General features: G+C 34.5%; 19 protein-coding genes. 10 read left to right on the top strand and 9 right to left on the bottom strand.

The window, feature by feature from the left end:
• The first annotated feature begins 54 nt into the window (after positions 1-54).
• On the top strand, positions 55-798 hold the full coding sequence (locus J8M14_RS15470) for a rhomboid family intramembrane serine protease (RefSeq protein WP_211075712.1): 744 nt from the start codon (positions 55-57) through the stop codon (positions 796-798).
• An 8-nt stretch (positions 799-806) separates the two neighbouring features.
• Here J8M14_RS15470 and rlmB read toward each other — a convergent pair whose 3' ends face one another.
• From rlmB to J8M14_RS15425, 9 genes are all read right to left on the bottom strand, one after another.
• Positions 807-1541 carry a 23S rRNA (guanosine(2251)-2'-O)-methyltransferase RlmB gene (gene rlmB, locus J8M14_RS15465; protein ID WP_211075711.1) on the bottom strand — a complete coding sequence of 245 codons (735 nt, stop codon included), beginning with the start codon at positions 1539-1541 and terminating at the stop codon, positions 807-809.
• Between the two features lie 92 nt (positions 1542-1633).
• Positions 1634-3085, bottom strand: coding sequence for a SusD/RagB family nutrient-binding outer membrane lipoprotein (locus tag J8M14_RS15460; protein WP_211075710.1), 1452 nt, complete (start codon positions 3083-3085; stop codon positions 1634-1636).
• Between the two features lie 10 nt (positions 3086-3095).
• Complete coding sequence (locus tag J8M14_RS15455; protein WP_211075709.1) at positions 3096-6257, bottom strand: SusC/RagA family TonB-linked outer membrane protein; 3162 nt, start codon at positions 6255-6257, stop codon at positions 3096-3098.
• A 436-nt stretch (positions 6258-6693) separates the two neighbouring features.
• Positions 6694-7425, bottom strand: coding sequence for a hypothetical protein (locus J8M14_RS15450; RefSeq protein ID WP_211075708.1), 732 nt, complete (start codon positions 7423-7425; stop codon positions 6694-6696).
• 56 nt (positions 7426-7481) lie between these two features.
• Complete coding sequence (locus J8M14_RS15445; protein WP_211075707.1) at positions 7482-10850, bottom strand: VCBS repeat-containing protein; 3369 nt, start codon at positions 10848-10850, stop codon at positions 7482-7484.
• Between the two features lie 260 nt (positions 10851-11110).
• Positions 11111-11998 (bottom strand): hypothetical protein, encoded by an 888-nt coding sequence (locus J8M14_RS15440; RefSeq protein WP_211075706.1) that lies wholly within the window; start codon positions 11996-11998, stop codon positions 11111-11113.
• Between the two features lie 19 nt (positions 11999-12017).
• Positions 12018-13751, bottom strand: coding sequence for a SusD/RagB family nutrient-binding outer membrane lipoprotein (locus tag J8M14_RS15435; protein WP_211075705.1), 1734 nt, complete (start codon positions 13749-13751; stop codon positions 12018-12020).
• 19 nt (positions 13752-13770) lie between these two features.
• Positions 13771-17010, bottom strand: a complete 3240-nt coding sequence (locus J8M14_RS15430; protein ID WP_211075704.1) for a SusC/RagA family TonB-linked outer membrane protein — start codon at positions 17008-17010, stop codon at positions 13771-13773.
• 158 nt (positions 17011-17168) lie between these two features.
• A complete protein-coding gene (locus J8M14_RS15425) occupies positions 17169-18869 on the bottom strand; it encodes a hypothetical protein (RefSeq protein ID WP_211075703.1) in 1701 nt (566 codons plus the stop codon).
• 185 nt (positions 18870-19054) lie between these two features.
• Here J8M14_RS15425 and rpsL point away from each other — a divergent pair, with 185 nt between their 5' ends.
• The 9 genes from rpsL (at position 19055) to rpsS (ending at position 25192) form a co-directional block, all read left to right on the top strand.
• On the top strand, positions 19055-19429 hold the full coding sequence (gene rpsL, locus J8M14_RS15420) for a 30S ribosomal protein S12 (RefSeq protein ID WP_024770883.1): 375 nt from the start codon (positions 19055-19057) through the stop codon (positions 19427-19429).
• A gap of 23 nt (positions 19430-19452) precedes the next feature.
• On the top strand, positions 19453-19929 hold the full coding sequence (rpsG, locus tag J8M14_RS15415) for a 30S ribosomal protein S7 (RefSeq protein WP_211075702.1): 477 nt from the start codon (positions 19453-19455) through the stop codon (positions 19927-19929).
• A gap of 10 nt (positions 19930-19939) precedes the next feature.
• Positions 19940-22066: an elongation factor G gene (gene fusA, locus J8M14_RS15410; RefSeq protein WP_211075701.1), complete on the top strand. Its 2127-nt coding sequence runs from the start codon at positions 19940-19942 to the stop codon at positions 22064-22066.
• Between the two features lie 11 nt (positions 22067-22077).
• Positions 22078-22383 (top strand): 30S ribosomal protein S10, encoded by a 306-nt coding sequence (gene rpsJ / locus J8M14_RS15405; protein WP_010181931.1) that lies wholly within the window; start codon positions 22078-22080, stop codon positions 22381-22383.
• Between the two features lie 147 nt (positions 22384-22530).
• The gene (gene rplC / locus J8M14_RS15400) at positions 22531-23148 is read left to right on the top strand and encodes a 50S ribosomal protein L3 (protein WP_211075700.1); all 618 of its coding nucleotides are present in this window, start codon (positions 22531-22533) and stop codon (positions 23146-23148) included.
• Positions 23148-23777: a 50S ribosomal protein L4 gene (gene rplD / locus J8M14_RS15395; RefSeq protein ID WP_211075834.1), complete on the top strand. Its 630-nt coding sequence runs from the start codon at positions 23148-23150 to the stop codon at positions 23775-23777. Before rplC ends, rplD begins: the two co-directional genes overlap by 1 nt.
• Before the next feature lie 5 nt (positions 23778-23782).
• Entirely contained in the window at positions 23783-24073 is a 291-nt protein-coding gene (gene rplW, locus J8M14_RS15390; protein WP_211075699.1) for a 50S ribosomal protein L23, read from the top strand.
• 9 nt (positions 24074-24082) lie between these two features.
• Entirely contained in the window at positions 24083-24907 is an 825-nt protein-coding gene (gene rplB / locus J8M14_RS15385) for a 50S ribosomal protein L2 (protein WP_211075698.1), read from the top strand.
• A 6-nt stretch (positions 24908-24913) separates the two neighbouring features.
• Positions 24914-25192 (top strand): 30S ribosomal protein S19, encoded by a 279-nt coding sequence (gene rpsS / locus J8M14_RS15380; protein ID WP_019386271.1) that lies wholly within the window; start codon positions 24914-24916, stop codon positions 25190-25192.
• The last annotated feature ends 2 nt before the right edge of the window (positions 25193-25194 follow it).

The raw sequence follows: 25194 nt of genomic DNA, 5'->3' as shown, positions 1-25194 counted from the left end.
ACTGACAATCTAACAGCATTTTATTTTTGGAGGGTTTTTTGATTATCATTGGTTATGACAAAAGAGAAGGATTATTTTAGCTTTAATACAGGTGTTGTTGCATACCCTTTATTATTTGTTTTGGCGATATGGATCGTTTTTTGGTTTGAAATTCGTTTTGGTTTTGATTTTAATCATTTCGGAGTGTCTCCTCGAAGTATTGTTGGTTTAAGAGGAATATTGTTTTCTCCTTTTATACATTCAGATATGTCTCATTTGTGGCATAATACTTTGCCGTTACTTATCTTATCCGCCTCACTTTTCTTTTTTTATCAAAATAATGCCTGGAAAGTTTTACTTATTGGAGTGTTTATGACTGGTTTTTTGACTTGGTTAATAGGAAGACCAGCGAATCATATTGGTGCTAGTGGGGTTATTTATATGTTATTTGGATTTTTATTTTTTAAAGGAATATTGGCTAAACATTTTAGATTGATTGCAGTTTCTTTTATTGTGGTTTTTATCTACGGAAGTATGATATGGTATATTGCTCCTATAGATCCAAAAATATCGTGGGAAGGTCATCTTTCTGGCTTGATAACAGGAACTTTGTTAGCGCTTCTGATCAGAAGGGGAGTAGCGAAGCCTAAAAGATATATTTGGGAATCACCTGATTATAATGAAGAAGAAGATGAGTTTTTAAAACATTTTGATGAGAATGGTAATTTTATAGAGCGAATTCCTGAAGAGGATGTTGAAATTGAAGAGGTAAAAGTTATTTATAACTATAAAGAAGACGATACTAAACACGAAGGCTAGTCAACTAATTATAATCTTTGTCTTATCGTTTCGTAAAGAAATACTCCACAAGCGACAGAAACATTAAGAGAAGCTATTTCTCCATACATAGGTAGTTTAGCCTGTTGGTCAACTAGTTTTAGAACAGAGTTGGATATTCCTTTACCTTCACTTCCCATAATTATAGCAGACGGAATCGTTAAATCTAGATCGTATATATTTCCTGAAGCTTTTTCGGTGGCAGCAATGATTTGTATTCCTGATCCTTGAAGATAAAATAAAGCATCTTTGATATGATCCACTTTGCAGATAGGAATTTTAAATATGGCTCCCGCAGAAGTTTTTACAGTATCAGCACTAACCGGTGCCCCACCTTTTTTCTGAATAATGATACCATGAACCCCAGTGCATTCTGCTGTTCTAATAATTGCTCCAAAATTACGGACATCAGATAATTGATCTAGAATTAAGAATAAGGGAGTTTCTCCGGATTCTACTACTTGTAATACTAAATTTTCAAGATCATGAAATTCGATAGGAGATGTTAATGCGACAACACCTTGGTGGTTTTTACGTGTCAGTCTGTTTAGTTTTTCAACAGGAACGTACGAGAAACTAATTCCTTCTTTTTTTATAATTGTACTTAACTCTCTGGCAAGTTCTCCCTGTAATCCTTTTTGGATAAATAGCTTATCCATTGTTTTCCCAGATCGTATTGCTTCGATAACTGCTCTTATTCCAAAAATTTGGTTTTCTCCTTTCATAGTTGGCAAAGATATATATAAAAAGAACAACCCTCTGAAAATTTTCAGAGGGTTGTACAATTATAAGTTAAAAGTAAATAATACTTTTGGTCTTACTTTTCAAAAAACATTGGTGTGATAAATGGAACTAAATCGGGAGCATTCGGATTCGAAGTAAGCTCACTTAGAGGTACTTGGTATCTACGAATGTTATCTGTTAAGACTGTACCGTCAATAGCTTCATAAGCTGGAACTCTATTTCGTCTAATAGTAGTCCAAGATTCCATATGTCTCATAAAATCTGCAACATAATGCTCTTCATGAATTTTTCTTAACGCATCAGCCTGAGAATCTCCACTGATAGAACCTCTTGCTGATGCCATATATGTGTCTTTATCCGCTTGTGGAACTGCATTTGCAAGACCATCATATCGTCCAAGAGATGCTTGTACACCAGCTTGATAAAAAGCATTAGCATCACCGCTAATCCATCCTAATAATGCAGCTTCTGCTAAATAAAAATTAACCTCAGGTGCAGTTATATATCTATCCGGTAACTCAGGACGAATAACATCCAAAGAAACTTGTGAAAACTGATCTCTGTCTAGAAGAAATTCTCCTTGAGGTTGCCCTACATAACCACCAGAAGTTATTTCATCAAAATAAGCAGCTCTTCTAGGGTCATTATTATTATTCATAAGGCTTATAAGAGTTGATCCACCAGAATAAAAATCTTGATCACCTCCAGCAAATTGTACAATTAATGTGTATATAGGGTTTTGATTACCCGCAACATCTAAATAGTCTAATTTAGCCTCGAATGCATTAGTAGTAATTAATGGTTGACTTGCAACTTCTTGTAATTGAGTTTGAACTGAAGCTGGATCAACATTAGCAATAAGCATTAAAGCTTTTAATTTGATAGAATTTCCAAAACGTACCCAACTTTCTCTGTCTCCACCATATATCAAATCTGCAGGAGCCCCAATGATATCAGTATCCGATGATAAAGCAGCAATAGCTTCATCGATTAGATCTGGAATACCTCTTAGGATATCTTCCTGACTATCGAAATTAGGATTCGGGAAGTCATTTACTTGGATTGCTTCACTAAATGGTACAGAACCAAATATCTGAGTAAGATTAAGATATATAAAAGCTTCTAATACCTTTGCTTGTCCAATTATATTAGTAGCTGAAGGGTTGTTTTCTTCAGTAAGAAGTCTCATCTGTTGTAAGTTTCTCAAACCAGTAGTATAGTTACCTACCCAAATATTGTTTGTAGTATTTGGTCCAACAGTACCTCTTTCCGGGTTTACGAATACACCAAATGCTGCAGAAAACGACCAATGCTGCGAATGAGTACTCATTTGAAATTGTTCAACAGTTCTATTTGCTGTTATACCACCTAATAATACTTGCGGCATTAATAGAGCAGGGTCTATATCTAAAGCTGCAAGCGGGTCAGAGTTAATACCTTCTATCGAGCCTTCACACCCAGATAGAAACAGTGTAGAAGCAGCTAAGAAGAATATACCAATCTTATTTATAAGAATATTTTTCATCTTTTTCATTTTAAAAATTTGCTTGTATGTTAAATCCAAAACTTCTAGTAGAAGGTACACCACCTCTTTCTATACCTTGCAAGTTACTTGCAGAACCACCTAAACCAGCTTCTGGATCAATATGTGGAACATCAGTATTAAAGATTGCAAGATTACGTCCTTCTAAAGCAATTTGTAAAGACTTTATAGGAGTGTTTTGAAGAATCTTATCAGAGAATGTATATGCCAAGCTTATTTCTCTCCATTTAATAAAAGTAGCGTCAAAAACATTTCCTTCTACAACACTAGCATTTGAAAAACCTCCCCAGTAATCCTGAACACTAGAAACAGGAGTAGTGTTTGGAACAACTGCACCTGAAGCATCCAACTGGAATGTATTTGGATCAACAAAAACCTCACGATTATTTACTGCTGTTTCTTCAGCTAATCCGGTTCTTCTTAATTGACCAACAGTGTTTGAGAATACCTTACCACCTTCTCTATAATCAAAAGTAGTTGATAGTCTCCATCCTTTATATCTAAAAGTAGAAGTAATACCCATAGTATAATCAGGGAATATGCTTCCTAATTCTGCAGACTGACCTACTTGACGGATACCATTAGCATCTACTAAGATCTGATCTTCTATGTCATTTCCATTAGCATCTGTAGCTCTTAACCAGCGAGGACCGAAAAGTTGTAAATCTTCTCCTTCAACTGCTCTAATTGCAATACCATTAAATCCAGTTGCTAAATTTAGAGCACCACCTGGTAATTCTCCTAAGTCATCGACATTGAATTGATTAGTAGTGAAATTGTAATCAACATCCCAACTAAAATCTTCAGATTTAATAACCTTAGCATTAAGTTGTATCTCAACACCTTTATTACTTATTTGTCCAACATTGGTCAAGAAGTTTCCAAAACCAGAAGTTTGTGGAGTAGGTACTTGTAAAATCTGATCCTCTGTAAAGTTTTCATAATAGGTAGCATCTATTAATAACCTGTTATTAAATAATCCTACTTCTAAACCTATTTCAAAGTTTTCTTGGTTTTCAGGTTTTAGATCCTGATCAGCCAATAGACCATCTGAGTTAAATGCTAAAGCACCTCCAAATGGATATGTTCCACCTTGACCAAACTGCTGGAAAAATCCAGTGTCCGGATTAAAAGTAAAATCAAGAAGGTATGCTCCTGTATCAACTCCTACATTTGCCCAACTTCCTCTTAATTTACCGTAGCTTAGGAAGTCACTTTGAATGTTTAAAGCGTCTGAGAAGACAAAACTTAAAGCAACAGAAGGGTAAAAGAAGCTATTATTGCTCTCAGGTAAAGTAGATGACCAATCATTTCTACCAGTAGCATTTAGTATTAACCAATTTTTATAATCTATAGTTAGATCTCCAAAAGCTCCAAAAATTCTTCTTAAAGCAAAATCTTTAAAAGGGCTGTTTACTTCAGCATTACCTGGATCAAATAATTCTGGAACCGTTAGGTTTTGACCTGTATTTCCAATACGCTCAAAAACACGTTCATTCCATTGTGTACCACCTCTAAGTGTAAGGTTGAAATTTTGACCTAATGCTTTGTCGTAAGTAGCAATAAGATCTAATGTAACCTCTCTATTGTTTATGAAATCATCAGTATAATTACCTCGTAATTGACCAATAGTACCAATACTATTATGAATTAGACGAGTATCTGTATATGTATCATATCCAGCTCTACCTAAGATGTCAAAACTTTCAAAAGGTCTGTACTGTAATGAAGCATTACCAAAGAAACGCTGAACAGTAGTTTCAGTAGCATTTTGACGAGCAATGAAAAGCGGGTTATTCGACTGACCTCCTGGGTCATTTATTTGATTGCCAAATTCATCAACTTCTGGATCGAATAATGAAAAGTCAGTTATTCTCGATAGACCATTAATTATATTGGTTAATACGTTAGGGTCATTTGCTCCCGCGGCAGCAGTACCTCTTGTATTTGTTCTAACATAATTCACACTAAATCTAGAGCTTAATTTATCGTTAAATGCTTTTCCGGCATTAAGACCTAAGTTAGTTCTGTTTAACGCAGAATTAGGAATAATACCCTTTTGATCAGTATAAGCAAGACTTAATCTATAGTCATCTCCATTTTGAGAAGCTCCCGATACAGTTAAACTATTAATAGATGTTGATCCTGTATTATAAAAATCTTCAACACCATCTTCAAAAATTCTAAAAGGAACTTGTTGTCCTCTCAAATTCTCAAAAGTTTGTCCAGCTATTGAAGGATCATTGATAGAAGGTCCCCAACCAGCAGTAGTCTGCTCTCCATTAGGAACGGCAAAATCATAAACACCATCATCACCACTTACAAATTGATTTTGAAAATCAGGTAGTCTTAATGCATTGTCAAATCTAAGACTTGTGTTAAAGCTAATACTAGCTTTTTGACCTTGTTTCCCCTTTTTTGTAGTTATTACAATTACACCACCTGATGCTCTAGATCCATATAAGGCAGCTGCTGATGCACCTTTAAGTACAGAAATACTCTCAATGTCATCAGGGTTAATATCTTGTGCTCTGTTACCAAAGTCAAATCCTCCAGTAATTCTAGATCCAGTTGCAACGTTTTGATTAGAAATCGGCACACCATCAACTACAAATAAAGGCTGTTGATTACCTTGTAAAGTTGATATACCACGAATTAATATTCTAGTAGAACCACCAACGTTACCACTTTGATTTTGAATTACTACACCGGATGTTTTACCCTGTAATGCGCCAAGTAAGTTGGTTTCTCTTACTTCATTAAGATCATCAGATTTAATAGTAGATACAGCATAACCTAAGGATCTTGCAGAACGTTCAATACCTAAAGCTGTTACAACTACCTCTTCAAGTTCCGAAGCATCTGGTACTAATTGTAAACTTACAGTATCATTATCTCCAACTACAATATCTTTAGTAGAAAAACCTACATAACTAAATGATAATACTGCACCTTTGTTTGCTTTGATAGTAAAGTTACCATCAAAATCGGATTGCGTACCTGTTGCTGTGTTTTTCACAACAATGTTTACTCCTGGCAATGGTAACCCTTTGTCATCGGTTACATTACCTGAGATTGTTTTTTCTTGTGCAAAAGTAATCTGCACAACAAACGCTAGAAATAGCGTTAAAATTCCACTAAACTTTGTTCTCATTTTACGATTTATTTGAATTAGCCAGCTCCAAAAATGATAATAATATCTTTATAAAACAACTTTTTGTTATTAAAATTTTAATTATTGTTTTTGAGGTGTTAAAAAAATGTAAAACATCACTACAACGTTATAGTACTGGGTTTTCGAGGTTTTGAATCTGTTTTTCAAATAATATTATTTGATCTTTTTAACTTAAAAAAACAGTTTTACAGATTTAACGAAGCTGTCTTTTTTGTGATGAAATGTTGTTGTAAAAGATGCGGTAAATTATTGGCTTTTAGGATGGTATTCTATGATGATGGATAGATTAGTTTTAAATATAATATAAAGCTATTTAATTTTTTTGATTTTCACATATTCTAATCTTATTTAAAAATATGTAAATACACTGGTATAGATGATCAACAGGCAATTTTCAGTTATTTGTTGAAGAAAACTATTTTGTTTTATAACTATAATCAAATATCTTTTTTAAATCATTTTCATTTTTATAAGAGAGATTGTTTGATTTAATGTATTTGTCTATTGCTTTAGTAGTTATATTTTTTTCAATTAATTTGGTGATAAATTTCTTTTTTAATTTAAAAGGAGTAAACCTAGTGCCCTTCATCATAAAATAAGTTTCCATTTTCATGATTTTGTTTTTGCTACGATTTAGCATGGGGTCAGGAGAACCTTCAATGATTTTTAAAGAATATCTTTTTAGAATTGAAAAATCGTTGTTTTCATAAATTACCTGAAATATTTTATTTGTTCCTTCAGCAGGATCAAAAAAGGACTTAAATTCTTTCCCGTTTACTATAACTTTATCGATAGTTTTAAAATCAAAAATATAAAGAGAATCTCCTTCAATTTGTGACATGAACTCTTCTTTCTTAATATTAAAATTAAAATTGGAGAAGGTGTAGCTTTTCTCATTCAGTTTTATGATGGTTTTATTTTTCCAAGTATCAAATAAGTATACAGAACCATCCGTTAGGCTTGAGTTTCCAGGTGAATTAATAGAAGCAAAGCTTCCGCTAAGAATTGCGGCTTGGGCTCTGAAATTGTTAAACTTTATTGGTCGTCCGGCTGCACCACTATTAAAGTCGGTTGATGTTAGGTTTTGAGCGTGCATACAACCAATTACAAAAAAAAATACTACGGTAATAATAAGTGAGTTTTTCATGACATAATAATTTGTGGTTGTTTTTTTAGATATACTATATATTAAGATTTATAAAGTTAAGGTATTTTAGGTTCTGTTGGTAGTGTATATGATGTAAGTTGAAAGGTTTCGATATCTGCATTGTTCATGCCAACTAGTAAGAATTCTTTATTTTTCTTTGATATTAATTCAACAGATTTTGCATTGCCATCAATATAAAAGCCTGTTTTATCCGGTCCGAGAACATTGTATCCGTTTTTTTTATTTGAAAGCAATACCAATCCAAATGCATTATCAAGACGCGGAGTTTCTACTTCTGTATTATAGATAGTTCCAACAACAATTATATCTTCATAGCCATCTGAATTAAAGTCAAATGGCTCGCTATCCAAAATAGGTATGGTTTGAGCCATTTTTGGCAAGACTATTTTCTCAAAACCATCATTGCCCTTGTTTAAAAGAAGAATGGAGTTAAATTCGTTTGCTTCCCTTTGGTATGCCGTATTAATTTTATTACCATATATTTTTTCTAAATCTGCATTGGCAAACTCTTGATATGTAGGGATTTTTTTTGCTATAAATGGCATTTGTTGTGACGAACATTCACGTCCTCTAGCGGGAACAAAGTTTCCTTTGTATTTATAGCTTAATACTATATCATGAGTTCCATTTGAGTCGAAATCATCTGCATAAACACGCAGAGGCTTTTGCTTGGTTGCCTTAAACTTAAAATTCAAGCCAACGTTTCCAATAATATAATCTTTATTACCATCATTATTCACATCAGTTTCAGTAATAGAAAACCACCAGCCTTTTTCGTTCTCCAAACTACTTTTATTTGAAATATCTGTGAATTTTCCTTGAACATTTTTGAATACTCCTATAGAAGTCCATTCACCCACAGCAATAAAATCTTGCCACCCATCATTATTAAAATCGGTAGCAATTACTTTATTCACAATTCCGAAATTTTCAAAGGAAGGTGCAATTTCTTTTGTCACATTTTTAAAGGTTCCATCGATGTTCTCATATATTATAGAAGATTCTGGGAAAGGGTATTTTTGGGATATGATCCTGTTTCCAAGGATTAAGTCAAGGTCACCATCTTTGTCAAAATCGATTTTCGTTATTGTTTTTCCACTAAAACTCGGATTGTTTTCAGAGAATGGATGTTTTGTGAAATTTGCATTTCCATCATTTATATATAATCTATCTTTTAGGTATTTTGAATTTTCTTTAAATTCATTTCCTCCACTTACCACGTATATGTCATTATCACCATCAGAATCAAAATCGAAGAATAAGGTTTCCATATCCTCGAATTTAGCATCCTTAGTAAATATGTTAATGTTACTTTTTTTAAAACCCTGTGCGGAGTGAATAAACAACTGTCCTGCTTGCCCTGAAGCACCACCAATATATATATCCTCTTTTTTGTCGCCATTTACATCTCCTTTTGCGATATAGGGACCTAATGTGGATTGTTTATAAGGTAATAGTATTTCGTTTTCAAAATCGTCGTAATCGTTTTCTATATGTTTAAAACGTATAGAGGTCTTTGTTTTTTTAAGTGAAATAAGTTGTTTTTTGGGTTCTGATTTTTTTTTGAAAACAGCATTTTTTTCAGATACGTTAATTGTTGTATTTGCTTTGATATTATATAATGTTTCCTGTTTTCCGGATAACCAATTTACTTTTACGCTATCTACAGACGTTATTTTTCCTAATCCAAAATGGATGGTTTTGTCGATGGAAGATAAATAACCTCTTACTCTTTTAGACTCTTTAGTTTTTACTATGTCATCATAATATAGTGTAACCTTTGCAAAATCTTCAGATGTACTTCCCGTGGTATTAATTTTTAAAAAGCTTCCTTGGTTGTTTTCTATACTCATGTTTTTATATAAAAACGATTCTCCATCTATATTGTTTACAACAATTTCTAAGTCACCATCATTATCTAAGTCCGAATACGCTGCGCCGTTAGAAAATGATAATTCATTAAGTTGTGTTGTAGAAGTTATATTCTCAAAATTTAACCCTCCATTGTTTTTAAAAAGGATATTAGATAATTTTTCTGAGGGTAAGCGGTTGTATATTTCTTTTTTTACCTCCAAAGGGACATTTCCTTTATAATATTTTTTTGCCTTATAGATTAATGTCCGGATATCATTGTCAAGGGCATATTTTCTATAACCATTAGTTACATAGATGTCATCATTTTGGTCATTATTAAAATCAAAAACGAGTCCAGCCCAGCTCCAATCTGTTTTAGAAAGCCCTGTATGCTGTGCGATATTATGAAAGTTGTTATTGCCAGTATTCAGTTGTAATGAATTAAACATGTATTGATTGTGTAAATTAAGTTTGTTGATTAATAAATCAAACTTTTTTACATTCATAGAAGCCATTAAGGTTTTTGATCTTACGTGATCACTTGAAGCCATATCTAAAACAAAAATATCCTTTAAATTATCGTTGTTTATATCAGCAATATCGACGCCCATACCATAAAATGATACATGATTGGTATACTCTTTAATTTGATCCGTAAAAGTATTGTTCTTGTTATTGATATATAAAGCATCTGGAACATAATAATCATTGGCTATGTAGATATCTAGCCATCCATCATTATTAATGTCACTGATGCATAGTCCCAATCCAAAACTTGGTTGTAGTAGGCCTGCCTTTTTTGTAATGTTTACAAATCTCCCATTTGTGTTTTGGTATAAATTACTGGAACTTTTATTTCGTTTTGATTCATCTTTTAGAATGTTATAAAAAGTATTAGGATCTAGTCCATAATACTCACTTTCATTCATTACAATACAATCTAAGTCACCATCTTTATCAAAATCAAAAAAAGCAGACTGGGTACTTATGCCAGCATCGTCTAATCCGTATTCAGAAGCTTTTTCTTTAAAAGTTAAATCTTTTTGATTAATAAGGAGCAAGTTATTTCTGGAGTTTTCATCTTTAGGTCCTCCTTGAGAGATGTAGATATCCATCCAACCATCATTATTTACATCTGCAAAGGTGACTCCATTAGACCAATTTTTATTCGTGTTGATATTTGCAGTTGCCGAGATGTCTTCAAAAATAAGATTTCCTTTGTTAATATAGAGTTTGTTGGGTACTTGGTTGCCGCAGAAAAATATATCCTTTAAGCCATCATTATTTATATCTTCAATACCGACTCCGGCACCATTATAAAAGAAATCAAAATCGAATAAATTGGATTTTGTAGAAATGGTATCAAGAATTATATTTTTAAAATGCAAATTACTGGTTGAAGATGGAATTTTTATAAAATGTTGTTGTGAAGACGCATTACTTACTTTTTCTGTTGTAGTTTTTTCTTGTGTCTTTTTTATGTTTGAGTCCTTTTTGCAAGAATAAAATATAAGAAGTATAGATAGGGATATAAAAAATAACTTATTCATATAATTAAATGATTCAATAACTGGTTAAAGATACGAGACCACTTCTCTTTTAGAAATAAAATACAAGACTTTTTTAATCTAAAATATATATTGGTTAGGTTGTTAAAGAAACGAATAAGTGTTTTCAAAAAGTATAAAACACATTTTTTATCGCTGATAAAAATCAATCAAAAAGTGATTTTCGTAAAGGGTGTGAGAAGTGCCTAAATTAAAAAAGGTTTCTACACGTAGAAACCTTTTTTGACTTAATGAGTTTTCGATTATAAGCAAATATTTAAAAATATTTCTCCGGCTGATGGACCAGGGCCATCTGAAGCTGCTTCCAATGGATCGGAGCCATCAAGGGCATCATAATCTATGGTATAAGAATGCTCGTCTTCAAAACTACCTGCGGTATATGTAAACACCAATTGTGTGGTTCCATCAGGGACTGTTACAGTAAACTGGGCTCCCTCGCCATCATCTATAGTATAGTCAGTACTTGTACCATCAATAGTTACCGTAATGAACGCACCATCCCAACCATCTCCAAAACTATCTACTAAGTCTAGAGTATACTCTCCGGCAAAAGGTGTTATTGGAATACATTTTATACCTACATTGTATATGAAAGGAGAAGAGAAAAACGACCCCCCGGAAACTGTACCACCCAGGTTGTTATTAGTAAATACTCTTCCATCAGTCAATTCTAATTCAAAGCGAAAACTAAATGTATCTCCTCCGTTAAATTCTCCAGCACTTAATCCATGAATAGCTAAAGCTTCGGTTAATGTTGATGAAAAATCTAATCGAGGTAGGCCAAAATCTGAAACGGTTAAACCACTTCCTGTTTCGGTTAAGATTAGTACCTCGTCTTGGCTATTATCGGTGCCGTCTTCCAGGTTGTCTGTAAAGCTTTGGTATAGTCTAATTTCGGAGATCAAGCCACCGTTTTGTGCATCTTGTTCTTCGAGAGCTACATCAAATACAAATCGAGTATCGTCTGGATCAAAAAAATTAAATGTATTAGTGGCATTAATAGTTCTTAAAACAGCTCCATTGGTAACACCTTCTATAACACTATCAATCGTCTTATCGTCTGTACCGCAAGATTGCATCATAGAGAATGCAAAAAGCAGAACAAAGAATTTATTTATATATTTTTTCATGAAGAATATTTTTTAATTATTAATTTGCTACTGGAGCATTAGGGTTGTTATCCCAAAATACTGGTTGTGCCTGATCAGGTTTTTGGCTAATATTAGCGTTTGTATTCACCTCATTTGCTGGGTAAAATAAAGATCTAATAAATGTACCTGGATTAGGCTCTAAACTTGGCTGTAGCGTAGTTGGATATCCTGTTCTTCTATAAAAATTGTAAGATTCAATTCCATTACCAAATACTGCGATAAAATATTGTTCACCCAAAACATCCCATTTCCCTGCCATGTCAGCTGCATTAAATTCAGCTTCAACACTTGCAATAAAATCAGTAACATCGGTATTTGTGGGTTCAAAAGAAGTGTCAGCAGAAGTGTCAAGGCTAACAAAACTTTGCACCTTTGCAATAGATTTTGTTAAACCTGCAGATATGAAAGTCCAGGCAGCAGGAGTATCTCCATTTACCATGGCTATTTCTGCTTGCATAAAATCTACCCAAGCAGCTGTTAAAATAGGAGTGATTCCCGCTCCACCACCACCGGCACCTGCAGCAACATTTTTATTATCCGGATCTGTATCAAATCGGTCGTCATCAAAATTCCCGCCAACAGGGTAGACACCAAATGTAGTACGTAGAAAACCGTCTGGTGGAGTACCACCATCATCATGATGATCTCTTCCCCAATAACCATTCTCTAAATAACAAAATGTGAATCCTCCTGATACATAATGTGCAGGGGCACTTTGTAAAGAACAGGCTATTGTTTCTTCATTTGGAGGTACTCCAGGTGCACCAGGAACTGCGCCAATTTGTCTGTAGAAATAATAGCGAATCCTTGGGTCTGAAGAAGTGTTCATTTTATTCATTAGCCAGTTTGACATGTAGTCTCCAGCTCCTGTAGCTGTATAGTTTAATCCATATCTAGGATGTCTGGTATCAGGTTGTGAAGCACTTGTACCTGGCCAATTGAATTGAAAATCATCTACCGTATCAGTAATATAATCACCAGAATCTAATATAGTTTGAATGCTCGTAAGTGCATTAGGGTCAACCAAACGTCTTTGGTTATACAAACGCATTTTAAGCGTATTTGTAGCTTTAACCCATTGGTCGTAGTCATTTCCGTAAAAGAAAATTGTTGGAGGTTCAAGCTCAGCGTTTATATCACTTTCGAAATTGGTAATGGCATTATCTAAAAGAACCAATGCCGCATCATATATAGAGGCTCCACTGTCTAGAACAGGGTTTAGATTGTCTATTCCTCCAATAGCTTCTGTATAAGGTACATCTCCATAAAAATCCACCATAGCGGTCATTACATATGCTTCTATAAATTGTGCAATAGCGATATGTCTGATTTGTCCATTTGCTTCTGCTAATGGGACCATAGCTCTAATGTCTGCCAAGATACCTTGATAAGCATTCACCCATTCATCATCAGAATCACTACCTAAATAATTGGTACTATATTGTTTGCTGGAAGTTGACGCTGTAAGTCTTGTTAATTCAGTTCCGAATAAAGATAGCCCATCTCCATTGGTGTTTCCTCCAGTTTCCCAATTGTCATTAGAATCAAAATCTGCATCACCTTCTATCTGTCTAACAAAATCTTCCTGGAGAGAAGTTAAAAATAAATCTACACTTGCTTGATCAGGAGTTAAGAAATTAGGGTCGTCCTTAAGATCTAATTCAAGTGTTTCGCATGAAAAAACCAGAAAGAGACTTGTTACTATTATTATATATTTATTTATATTTTTCATTTTTTTATAAATTATAAAATTAAAATGTTGCCTTTATGCTAAATCCATACCTTTTAGCACTAGGGCCATTAATGAAATCAAAACCAAATCCATTTCCAACACCTGTTCCAGAAGTATTAGGGTCAAAATTTGCACCATCTGGAGTGTTTACGGCATCATACCAAAGGTTGTTGCCCGACAAAGTCATTGTTAAAGAACCGAAAGGTGTATTGTCTAAGAATTTTTTTGGAAGAGTATAGCCAAGTGAAACTTCTTGTAACCTTATCAATGTTGCATCATATACTTGATTCTCATTAGGCCCGAATAACACATTGCTAAAATAGAAATCAGAATTATTTATTTGTACTGTATTTGGGTTTCCATTAGTATCAACTCCTGGTAAGATAAAAGTATTTTCTCTATCTAAGGTTTCTGTAATTAAACCTCTACCTAGTAAAGTGGAAATAGTACTTGAATAAATATCACCTCCTTTAGTATAATTAATTTGTACTCCTAATGAGAAATTTTTATAAGAAAAAGTGTTTTTAATGTTCATGACATAATCCGGATTAGGATCACCAATAATGCCATCCTCAGGATCTTGAACATAAAACCCATCTGAACCAACTACAAAATTACCATTGTCGTCTCTTAATATTCTAGAACCAAAAAGAACACCAAGTGGTTCTCCTTTTATAGCTGCGTTTCCAAGATTAGAGAAACCTGAGTATACTACTAGGTCCGTATCTAATCCTAAGTCAGTAACTTCGGATCTATAAGTTGTGAAATTCAAGTTTGCATCCCAGTTAAAGCCATCATCCACTGCACTTTGAACTAAGCTAACTCCTAAGTCCAATTCTAGTCCTTTGTTTTCAATCTCACCAATATTTGTTCTTGTGGTGGTGTTACCTGTACTTGGCCCTAATGGTCTATCAATAATTAAATCTTCTGTGATTCTTGAGTATAGTGATAAGTCTACAGAAACTCTGTTTTTCCAAAATTTACCTTCCAAACCAACTTCAAACTCCGTAAGTAATTCTGGTTTTAAGTCTGGGTTTGCTAAAACATCACTTGTAGTATTGGATACAACATTAGTACCTCCATCCTGAAAATCTTGTGTGTCTAAAAACAAGGTGTTGGCAACAGGGAACCCGGGGTCCCCAAAACTTGCGGATGTTCCATATCCTGCTCTTATTTTTATATAATTGATTATGTCTGATTGCATATCTCTAAAAGCCGCGGTTGGTAAGAAAGATACACTAGCACTTGGGTAAAAAATGGATCTGTTATCGCTTTCAAAATTAGATACCCAATCATTCCTTCCTGCTAAGGTTACGAATAAATAGTTATCATAATCAAATTGAGCTTGCCCATACACCCCAACAATATTTCTTTCAAAAAATGATTGTATTTCATTTTGTCTTAAAAAGTTAAAATGTCTTAAAACTCCAAATGATTGTTGACCATCACTAGCTGTACCATTTTGATCAAAAATTAAATTTCTGGTAGTAGCACCTAAACTAAAACTAGTACCAATTTTTTCGCTGAACTGAGCATTTCCAGTTAAGGCAATATTATGATCAAAAATAGAGTTTAGGTTATTCCAAGTTTCATAAAAACCACTGGCCAATCTTACATCACCACTATTACTATTTACCCCACCTTTATTTTGATAGTTTACGTTGCTCTCGTTATAAACGTCAACACCTGCGCGATAAAAAATATTTAAATTATCACTAAAATTATATTGTACAGTAGCATTACCAAAAACACGATTCGTTAATTGCGAAGTTTGTGCATTGTTTAATGTCCATAATGGATGTTGTATACTGTTGTTTTGTCTATAATATACGCTACCACCTGTTACAGGATCTTGAAAGGGGAGGCCTTGGATATCAATACTCCTAGGAGTAAACCATAAATCTCCAAATATGGAGGAACCTGTACCAGTTGCTCCATTACCCTGACTTAAGGCAACTGGAGGTGAAACAAAATTTGTTCTGGCATAATTTAGTGTTCCACTTATAGTAAACTTATTATTAAGTTTTGCATTACCTCCTATACCTATAGAATTACGGCCTAGTTTATTTCCAGGAGTAAAACCTTTATCATCCAGATGACCATAATTTATGTTATATGAAATCTTTCCGTTATCAGAAACCCCTCTTAGGTTTGCAGATACTGAAGCAGCTCCTCCAATTCTAAAGAATTTTTCTACACTATCGTAGGGTCTCCATTCGTAACGTGCTCCTTGAAATTCAGGGAAAGCTGCTTGGATTGCTGGTGTCGAAGTAGAATATGGATGAGGAAGTGTCGCATTTTCATCAATTGCAGAACTGTTTCCATAACCAGAAACTCCACCTTCTCTAAAGCTAGGTCCCCAGTTACTAAAGAACCATCCAAAAGATTGATCGAAACCATTACCATATTCATCTTGATAATCTGGTAAAGATGCTATTTTAGTAAAGAAATAGGAGGAAGCAATAGTTACTTCCATTTTCTTTTTAGCATTCCCAGAGGCTCCGGCTTTAGTGGTAATTAATACAACACCGTTCCTACCATCACTTCCGTATAAGGTCGATGCAGCCAAACCTTTTAGTACACTAACGCTTTCAATACTATTAGGGTCCAAATCTAAAAATCTACTGGATCCATTATTACCATTTACAAAGTCATTTCGTGCTCCTTGTCGTCCTGACGCGTTAGTGTCAGTGCTAAAAGGTACTCCATCTACTATAAATAGTGCTTGGTTACTTGAACTAAACGAGTTTTGTCCTCTAATTACGATATTGGTACCAGATCCAGTAAGACCACTCTGTTGAGTAATCTGTACCCCGGCAGCTTTACCAAATAATACTCTTCCAATATCCCCTTCGGAACGTTGCTCAATTTCTTGACTTTGAATTTCGCTCACGGCATATCCCAGAGATTTCTTCTCTCGTTTTATACCTTGAGCCGTTACAATTACCTCTTCTAGTTCAGAAGTAGATGCTTCTAATTGAACATTGATTACGGTGTTAGATCCTACAGGTATTTCCTTGTTAGAAAAACCTAAATAACTAAAAACAAGAACATTTCCCTCAGAAGTTTCGATAGAATATATTCCATCAAAATCAGACTGAGTTCCGCTGTTGGTGTTTTTAATAATAATGTTTACACCTGGTAAAGGGTTGCCATCAGTATCGGTAATTTTACCAGTTATAGTTTTGTCCTGCGCATAAGAAATATGCACGACTAATGCTAGCAAAAGCATTAGGATTTGCCTTGTCGGTGATTTCATTGTGTGTAATAATTTTAGAATTAGCCTGTTCAAAAATCCATAAAAAAATCTTAAAATACAATTAAATCGTAAATAAAATACGGTTTTTGTTAAGAGTAGATTAAGAATAGGAGGTAAAAACCATAATAAAATAAACTTTTAACCGTAGTGTTGAAAGTTTAAAATCTGGCATTAAGACTGATATGAACTTTAGTGTTAGAAAATCGAAAATTCTGATTACTTGTCTTGCCGTTGGCAAAAATAATTCTAAATAACCCAGTTTGAGTGTTAAGTCCTAAACCAAAACCGAAACTTGTAAGGTTATCTGATATATTATTGCTTTCATCTTCAAAGTATGCATAATCTATTATGGAATGGATCAATAGGTTTTGGGATAAAAGATATCTGTATTCTGTGTTTAATACATTATGTAGTGATGCGTTAATTGTATTTTCTTCAAAACCTCTTATGGAATTAATTCCTCCAAATCGGTTAAGTTCATTGGTGAAAAGGTTGTCTGAAAAAATTATAGCAGCAGTATCTTTTATGAGAATGGAGTTTCTGTTATTTAAGTCAAAAATATGACTTAAATGTATTTCACCTTTTACTTGATTTGTGGTTTCTGTGTCAGTTTTTCTAGAGCCTAATTCGCCTAAAATAGAGTAGTTGCTTTTGGTGGGAAATAAATTACTTTCTTGTCTTTTGATGTAGTTAAAACCAGCCCGCAAAAAAGATGATTTATAATCGTTAATGTTTAAGGATGATTGTGGGATATCTAAAAGGTCATTAGAGTTAATGGCTTTGTAGCCCAAAAAAACATTGCTTTTGTCATTAATAAGATAATTTAGATTTATGTTTTGTTCTGTGATTAAAAAACTAGAATCTCTTTTAAAAATTTCTAAACCTGCCTCTATACCAATTGGAGTCTTTAATATATAAGGAAGGTTTAGATTGGCTTCAAAACGTTGTTGTTCATTTCCATCGCTTTTATAAATAATATTAAGGCGTTCTCCGTAATTTAGATTATTAACTAAATTCAGGTTTATATAACCATTCAGTTCTAGGTTGCCACTTTCTGTGTCACTCGAAAACCCTAAAAAACCATCAAATGAGTTTGCATTTTGTTTTTTTAGATATAAAAAGATGGTGGTGGAATCTTTTCGGAATAATACTTCAGGGGATTTTATGCTGCTTGCAAAAGGTAGATTGTTGATGGATTGAGATTTGGATATGAGTTCGTTCTTATTGAATGATTTCCCTTTTTTGAGTCTGCCATAATATTTAAGGTAGGATTTCGGGAATTTCTTATATCCTTTAATAGTGATCTTGTCAATAGTTCTGGATTGGCTTCTTTTGCTATTTAAGGTAGCTTCAATGGTGTTTTTGTTTCCTTTCTTTTTGATTTTTGTTAAAGATAAATTACTGAATGTATTTCCTTGGTTTACTAAATAATCAGTTAAGTATTGCAGAACTTCTTCGGTTTTGTTTATAGGTATTAAAAAACTTCCATCGGTCAGGTTACTAGAAATGTTTTCTATAATCTTTTCCGGAATAACTTCTTTATCATAAAATATGATAATCGAATTGTATTTTGAGTTTAAATTGAATTTAGCTACTAATAATGAATCTGATTTTTTTTGAAACCCTATAAATTCTAGGTCTAAATATCCAGACTGAAGTAATTTTTTCTGAAGTGTGTCTACTTCTTTTTTTAATTGTAAAAAGTTTTGAAATTGTTTGCTGTATGAAATACTATCTATTTTGGTAGTTTCTATACTATCTTTTCCTTTGATAGAAAGGAAAAGATTAGGGTTTTGTCCATAGCAAGATGAATTTACATATATATATAGGACAAAGAATAAAAAAAGTGGAGTTTTCAAAGTATAGTATAATGATGTCAAAATAACGGAAAATACAGGGATTTCTTACAGTGAAGAAATATCATTTTAAAACTATTTCAAAATTAATGAATTAGGATTTGATTTGCTGGAAAATATTTCTACCTTTGCAGCCCTCATAAAAGAGGTATTGTAAAAAATATTTAAAAAATAGTGTAAAGCAAATTATGCCAACAATTTCACAATTAGTAAGAAAAGGTAGAGCCAAAATAACTAAGAAGAGTAAATCGGCTGCTTTGGATTCGTGCCCGCAACGTCGCGGTGTTTGTACGCGTGTTTATACTACTACACCAAAAAAACCAAATTCAGCTATGCGTAAAGTAGCGCGTGTTAGGTTAACAAATGGTAAAGAAGTAAACGCATACATCGGTGGTGAGGGTCACAATCTACAGGAGCACTCGATAGTATTAGTTAGAGGTGGAAGGGTAAAAGATTTACCAGGAGTTAGGTATCACATTGTTCGTGGAGCTTTAGACACCGCTGGTGTTGAAGGAAGAACGCAACGTAGATCTAAGTATGGTGCAAAACGCCCTAAAAAGTAATTAAAAAACTTTAAGAAGAAGACATGAGAAAAAGAAAGGCTAAAAAAAGACCTATTTTGCCGGATCCACGTTTTAACGATCAATTAGTGACTCGTTTTGTAAACATGATGATGTGGGACGGAAAGAAATCGGTTGCTTTCAAAATTTTCTATGATGCAATTGATATCGTAGAAGAGAAAAAACAAAACGATGAAAAAACTGCGTTAGAGATGTGGAAAGATGCACTATCTAACGTAATGCCTCATGTAGAGGTTAGAAGTCGTCGTGTAGGTGGAGCTACATTCCAAATTCCTAATCCAATCAGACCAGATCGTAAAATATCTACTGCTATGAAGTGGTTAATTAGTTTTGCGCGAAAAAGAAATGAGAAATCTATGGCTCAGAAGCTTGCTGCAGAAATCATAGCTGCAGAAAAAGAAGAAGGAGCTGCTGTTAAGAAGCGAGTAGATACTCATAAAATGGCTGAAGCAAATAAAGCATTCTCACACTTTAGATTTTAATCATTAAGAAATGGCTAGAGATTTAAAATATACTAGAAATATAGGAATTGCTGCGCATATTGACGCAGGGAAAACTACAACCACTGAACGTATTCTTTACTACACAGGGGTAAGTCATAAAATTGGAGAGGTTCATGATGGTGCAGCTACTATGGACTGGATGGAGCAAGAACAGGAGCGTGGTATAACAATTACTTCTGCTGCTACTACTTGTGAGTGGAAATTTCCAACAGAAAATGGTCAGGCGATAGCTGATACCAAAGGATATCACTTTAATATAATTGATACTCCGGGTCACGTTGATTTTACCGTTGAGGTAAACAGATCGCTTCGTGTACTTGATGGGTTGGTGTTTTTGTTTAGTGCTGTTGATGGTGTTGAGCCACAATCAGAGACTAACTGGAGACTTGCTGATAATTATAAAGTACCTCGTATTGGGTTTGTAAATAAAATGGACCGTCAAGGATCTAACTTTATGGCGGTATGCCAGCAGGTTAAGGATATGTTGGGGTCTAATGCGGTTCCAATTGTAATGAATATTGGAGATGAAGCTGATTTTAAAGGGATCGTAGACTTAGTGAAGAATCGTGCTATTGTTTGGCATGACGAAACACAAGGATCTACTTTTGATGTTATAGATATTCCTGAAGAATTGAAAGAAGAGGCTGCAGAATTAAGAGGTAAGCTTATAGAAGAAGTTGCTGCTTATGATGAGGATCTTTTGGAAAAATTTATGGAAGATGAAGATTCGATTACTGAGGATGAAGTGCATGCTGCACTGAGAGCTGCAGTAATGGATATGTCAATTATTCCTATGATTTGTGGTTCTGCATTTAAGAATAAAGGAGTGCAGTTCCTTTTGGATGCTGTTTGTCGTTATTTGCCTTCTCCGACTGATAAGGAAGGTATAGTGGGGATAAACCCAAATACTGATCAAGAAGAATTACGTAAGCCAGATGTTAAAGAGCCTTTTTCTGCTCTTGCATTTAAAATTGCTACGGATCCTTTTGTTGGTCGTTTGGCATTTTTTAGAGCCTATTCAGGTCGTTTAGATGCTGGTTCTTATATATTGAATAACCGTTCTGGTAAAAAAGAACGTATTTCTCGTATTTATCAGATGCACTCTAATAAACAAAATGCTATTGAGTATATCGAAGCGGGTGATATTGGAGCGGCAGTAGGGTTTAAGGATATTAAGACTGGTGATACTATGTCTGATGAGAAAAATCCTATCGTTTTAGAATCTATGGACTTCCCTGATCCAGTAATTGGTATCGCGGTAGAGCCTAAGACTAAAGCTGATGTTGATAAATTGGGTATGTCTTTGGCTAAATTAGCTGAAGAGGATCCTACATTTACTGTAAGAACAGATGAGGCTTCAGGTCAGACTATTATTTCTGGAATGGGTGAGCTTCACTTAGATATTATTGTAGATCGATTAAAGCGTGAGTTTAAAGTAGAAGTTAACCAAGGTCAACCTCAGGTTGAGTACAAGGAGGCTATTACTCAAAGAGCTGAGCATAGAGAGGTTTATAAGAAGCAATCTGGTGGTCGTGGTAAATTTGCAGATATTGTATTTACCCTTGAGCCAGCAGAAGAAGGTCAAGTAGGACTTCAGTTTGAATCTACAATTAAAGGTGGTAATGTTCCTAAGGAATTTGTTCCTTCTGTAGAGAAAGGATTTAAAATGGCAATGGTCAATGGTCCTTTAGCTGGATATGAAGTGGATGCGATGAAAGTAACACTTACTGATGGATCTTATCACGATGTGGATTCGGATCAATTATCATTCGAATTAGCTGCTAAATTAGGTTTTAAAGCTGCTGCTAAAGCTGCTAAAGCTGTAATTATGGAGCCAATTATGAAACTAGAGGTTATTACTCCAGAAGAAAATATGGGTGATATCGTTGGTGACCTTAACCGTCGTAGAGGGCAAGTAAGTGATATGGGAGACCGTGCAGGTGCAAAAACTGTAAAGGCTACTGTTCCACTTTCAGAAATGTTTGGATATGTAACAACATTGAGAACGCTATCTTCGGGTAGAGCAACATCTACAATGGAATTTTCTCACTATGCTGAGACTCCTTCTAATATTTCAGAAGAAGTAATTGCAGCTGCAAAAGGAGTTAACGCTTAATTATTACAGAAATGAGTCAAAAAATTAGAATAAAACTAAAATCTTACGATCACAACTTGGTAGATAAGTCTGCTGAAAAGATTGTAAAGACGGTAAAGAGTACAGGAGCTGTAGTAACTGGGCCAATTCCTTTACCAACACATAAAAAGATTTTTACCGTGCTTCGTTCTCCGCACGTAAATAAAAAGTCAAGAGAGCAATTTCAATTGAGTTCTTATAAAAGACTTTTGGATATTTATAGTTCTTCTTCAAAAACGATTGATGCGTTAATGAAGCTTGAATTGCCAAGTGGAGTAGAAGTAGAGATAAAAGTGTAATTCAAAATTCGGAATTCGTAATTCTGAATTCACATGTCCCAAGCTGCGCGCAAGGGAAAAACGGCAAAAAATACATTCAGGGTTGAAGTATTTTGACCCTGTTTTTTTGCAGATACAAAAAAGAATACTAATTAATAATTAATAAATATGTCTGGGTTAATAGGAAAAAAGATCGGTATGACCAGCATCTTCGACGAAAATGGAAAGAATATTCCATGTACAGTGATCGAAGCTGGGCCATGCGTGGTTACCCAAGTCAGAACTGAAGAGGTTGATGGTTATGAAGCTATTCAGCTAGGTTTCGATGACAAAGCAGACAAAAATGCTACTAAGGCGGCTTTAGGTCACTTTAAGAAAGCAGGAACTGTTGCTAAACGTAAGGTTGTCGAATTTCAAGGTTTTGATGAGGAGTACAAGTTAGGAGATACAGTAACAGTAGAGCATTTTACTGAAGGAGAGTTTGTTGATGTTTCGGCAACTTCTAAAGGTAAAGGTTTTCAGGGTGTGGTTAAAAGACACAACTTCGGTGGTGTTGGACAAGCAACTCATGGTCAGCATAACCGTTTAAGAGCTCCTGGTTCTATCGGTGCTGCATCTTATCCTGCTAGAGTATTCAAAGGAATGCGTATGGCTGGAAGAATGGGTGGTGAAAAAGTAAAAGTTCAAAACTTAAGAGTGTTAAAGGTAGTTGCTGAAAAGAACTTACTTGTTGTTAAAGGATGTGTTCCTGGACACAAAAACGCTTACGTAACGATTCAGAAGTAATGAAAGTAACGGTAATTGATATTAACGGAAAAGAAACAGGAAGAAAGGCAGACCTTTCTGATGCTGTTTTTGGTATAGAGCCAAATGATCATGCGGTGTACTTAGATGTGAAGCAATACTTGGCGAATCAACGTCAGGGTACTCACAAGGCTAAGGAAAGAGCTGAGATTGTAGGTAGTACTAGAAAGATAAAAAAACAAAAAGGAACAGGTACTGCTAGAGCAGGTAGTATTAAGTCTCCTATCTTTAAAGGAGGAGGTAGAATTTTTGGTCCTAGACCACGTAACTACTCTTTTAAATTGAATAAGAATTTAAAAAGATTAGCACGTAAATCTGCATTGAGTATCAAGGCGAATGACAAGGCAATTACAGTTGTTGAGGACTTTACATTTGATACAATAAAAACTAAGAATTTTACTGCTGTTTTAAAGTCCTTGGGACTTGAAAACAAAAAATCTTTATTTGTGTTGGGAGAGTCAAATAAAAATGTATATTTGTCGTCTCGCAATTTGAAAGGTTCAGAAGTTATAACTTCTTCAGAATTAAGTACTTACAAAATACTTAATGCTAATAGTGTTATTCTTTTGGAAGGTTCTTTGAAAGGAATTGAAACGAATTTAAGTAAATAGAAGCCATGAGTATTTTAATAAAACCTATTATTACGGAAAAGGCTACTGCGGATAGTGAATTGTATAATCGCTATGGTTTTGTGGTAGATAAAAGAGCGAATAAGGTAGAGATTAAAAAAGCGGTTGAAGCTGCTTATGGAGTATCTGTTACTAAAGTTCGAACAATAAATGTCCGTCCAGACCGTAAAACCCGTTATACAAAAACAGGTATGGTTACTGGTAAAACAGCTGCTATTAAGAAGGCAATTGTACAGGTGGCGGAAGGTGAAGTAATTGATTTATATAGTAATCTTTAAGACTAGAAAATGTCAGTAAGAAAATTAAAGCCAATTACCCCAGGTCAGCGTTTTAGAGTAGTAAATGGGTTTGACGCCATTACTACTGATAAGCCGGAAAAAAGCCTATTGGCTCCGAAAAAAAGATCTGGAGGTAGAAACAGTCAAGGAAAAATGACTATGCGCTACAAGGGTGGTGGTCATAAAAGAAGGTATCGTATTATTGATTTTAAGCGTGACAAGCAAGGAGTTCCTGCTACTGTTGCAACAATAGAATACGATCCAAACAGAACTGCATTTATTGCGCTTCTTAACTATCAAGATGGTGAGAAGCGTTATGTTATCGCTCAGAATGGATTACAAGTAGGGCAAAATATCGTTTCAGGTAGCAATGTTGCTCCAGAAATTGGTAATGCAATGCCTCTTAGTGATATTCCATTAGGTACAATCATTTCTTGTATAGAGTTACGTCCGGGACAAGGTGCTGTTATGGCGCGTAGTGCTGGTTCCTTTGCTCAACTTATGGCTAGAGATGGTAAGTTTGCAACTGTAAAACTACCTTCTGGAGAAGTAAGGTTGATTTTAGTTAACTGTATGGCTACCGTTGGTGCTGTTTCTAATAGTGATCACCAGTTGATCGTTGGAGGAAAAGCAGGTAGAACAAGATGGTTAGGTCGTCGTCCACGTACTAGACCAGTAGCGATGAACCCTGTTGATCACCCAATGGGTGGTGGAGAAGGGCGTTCTTCCGGTGGTCACCCACGTTCTAGAAAAGGTCTTCCTGCTAAAGGATATAGAACCCGTTCTAAGACGAAAGCGAGTAATAAGTATATTGTAGAACGTAGAAAGAAATAATAAGATATGGCACGTTCATTAAAAAAAGGACCTTACGTTCACTATAAGTTAGAGAAAAAAGTAGCTGCAAATGTAGAAGCTAATAAGAAGTCTGTCATTAAGACTTGGTCAAGAGCATCTATGATTACTCCTGACTTTGTAGGGCAAACAATTGCAGTTCATAATGGTCGCCAATTTGTACCGGTATATGTTACTGAGAATATGGTAGGTCATAAATTAGGAGAATTTTCGCCAACTCGTTCCTTTAGAGGACACGCTGGTGCTAAAAATAAAGGTAAAAAATAATT

This window comes from Aquimarina sp. MMG016 (genome assembly GCF_018100805.1).
GTDB lineage: Bacteria > Bacteroidota > Bacteroidia > Flavobacteriales > Flavobacteriaceae > Aquimarina.
This window is presented reverse-complemented; position numbering and strand designations above follow the sequence as displayed.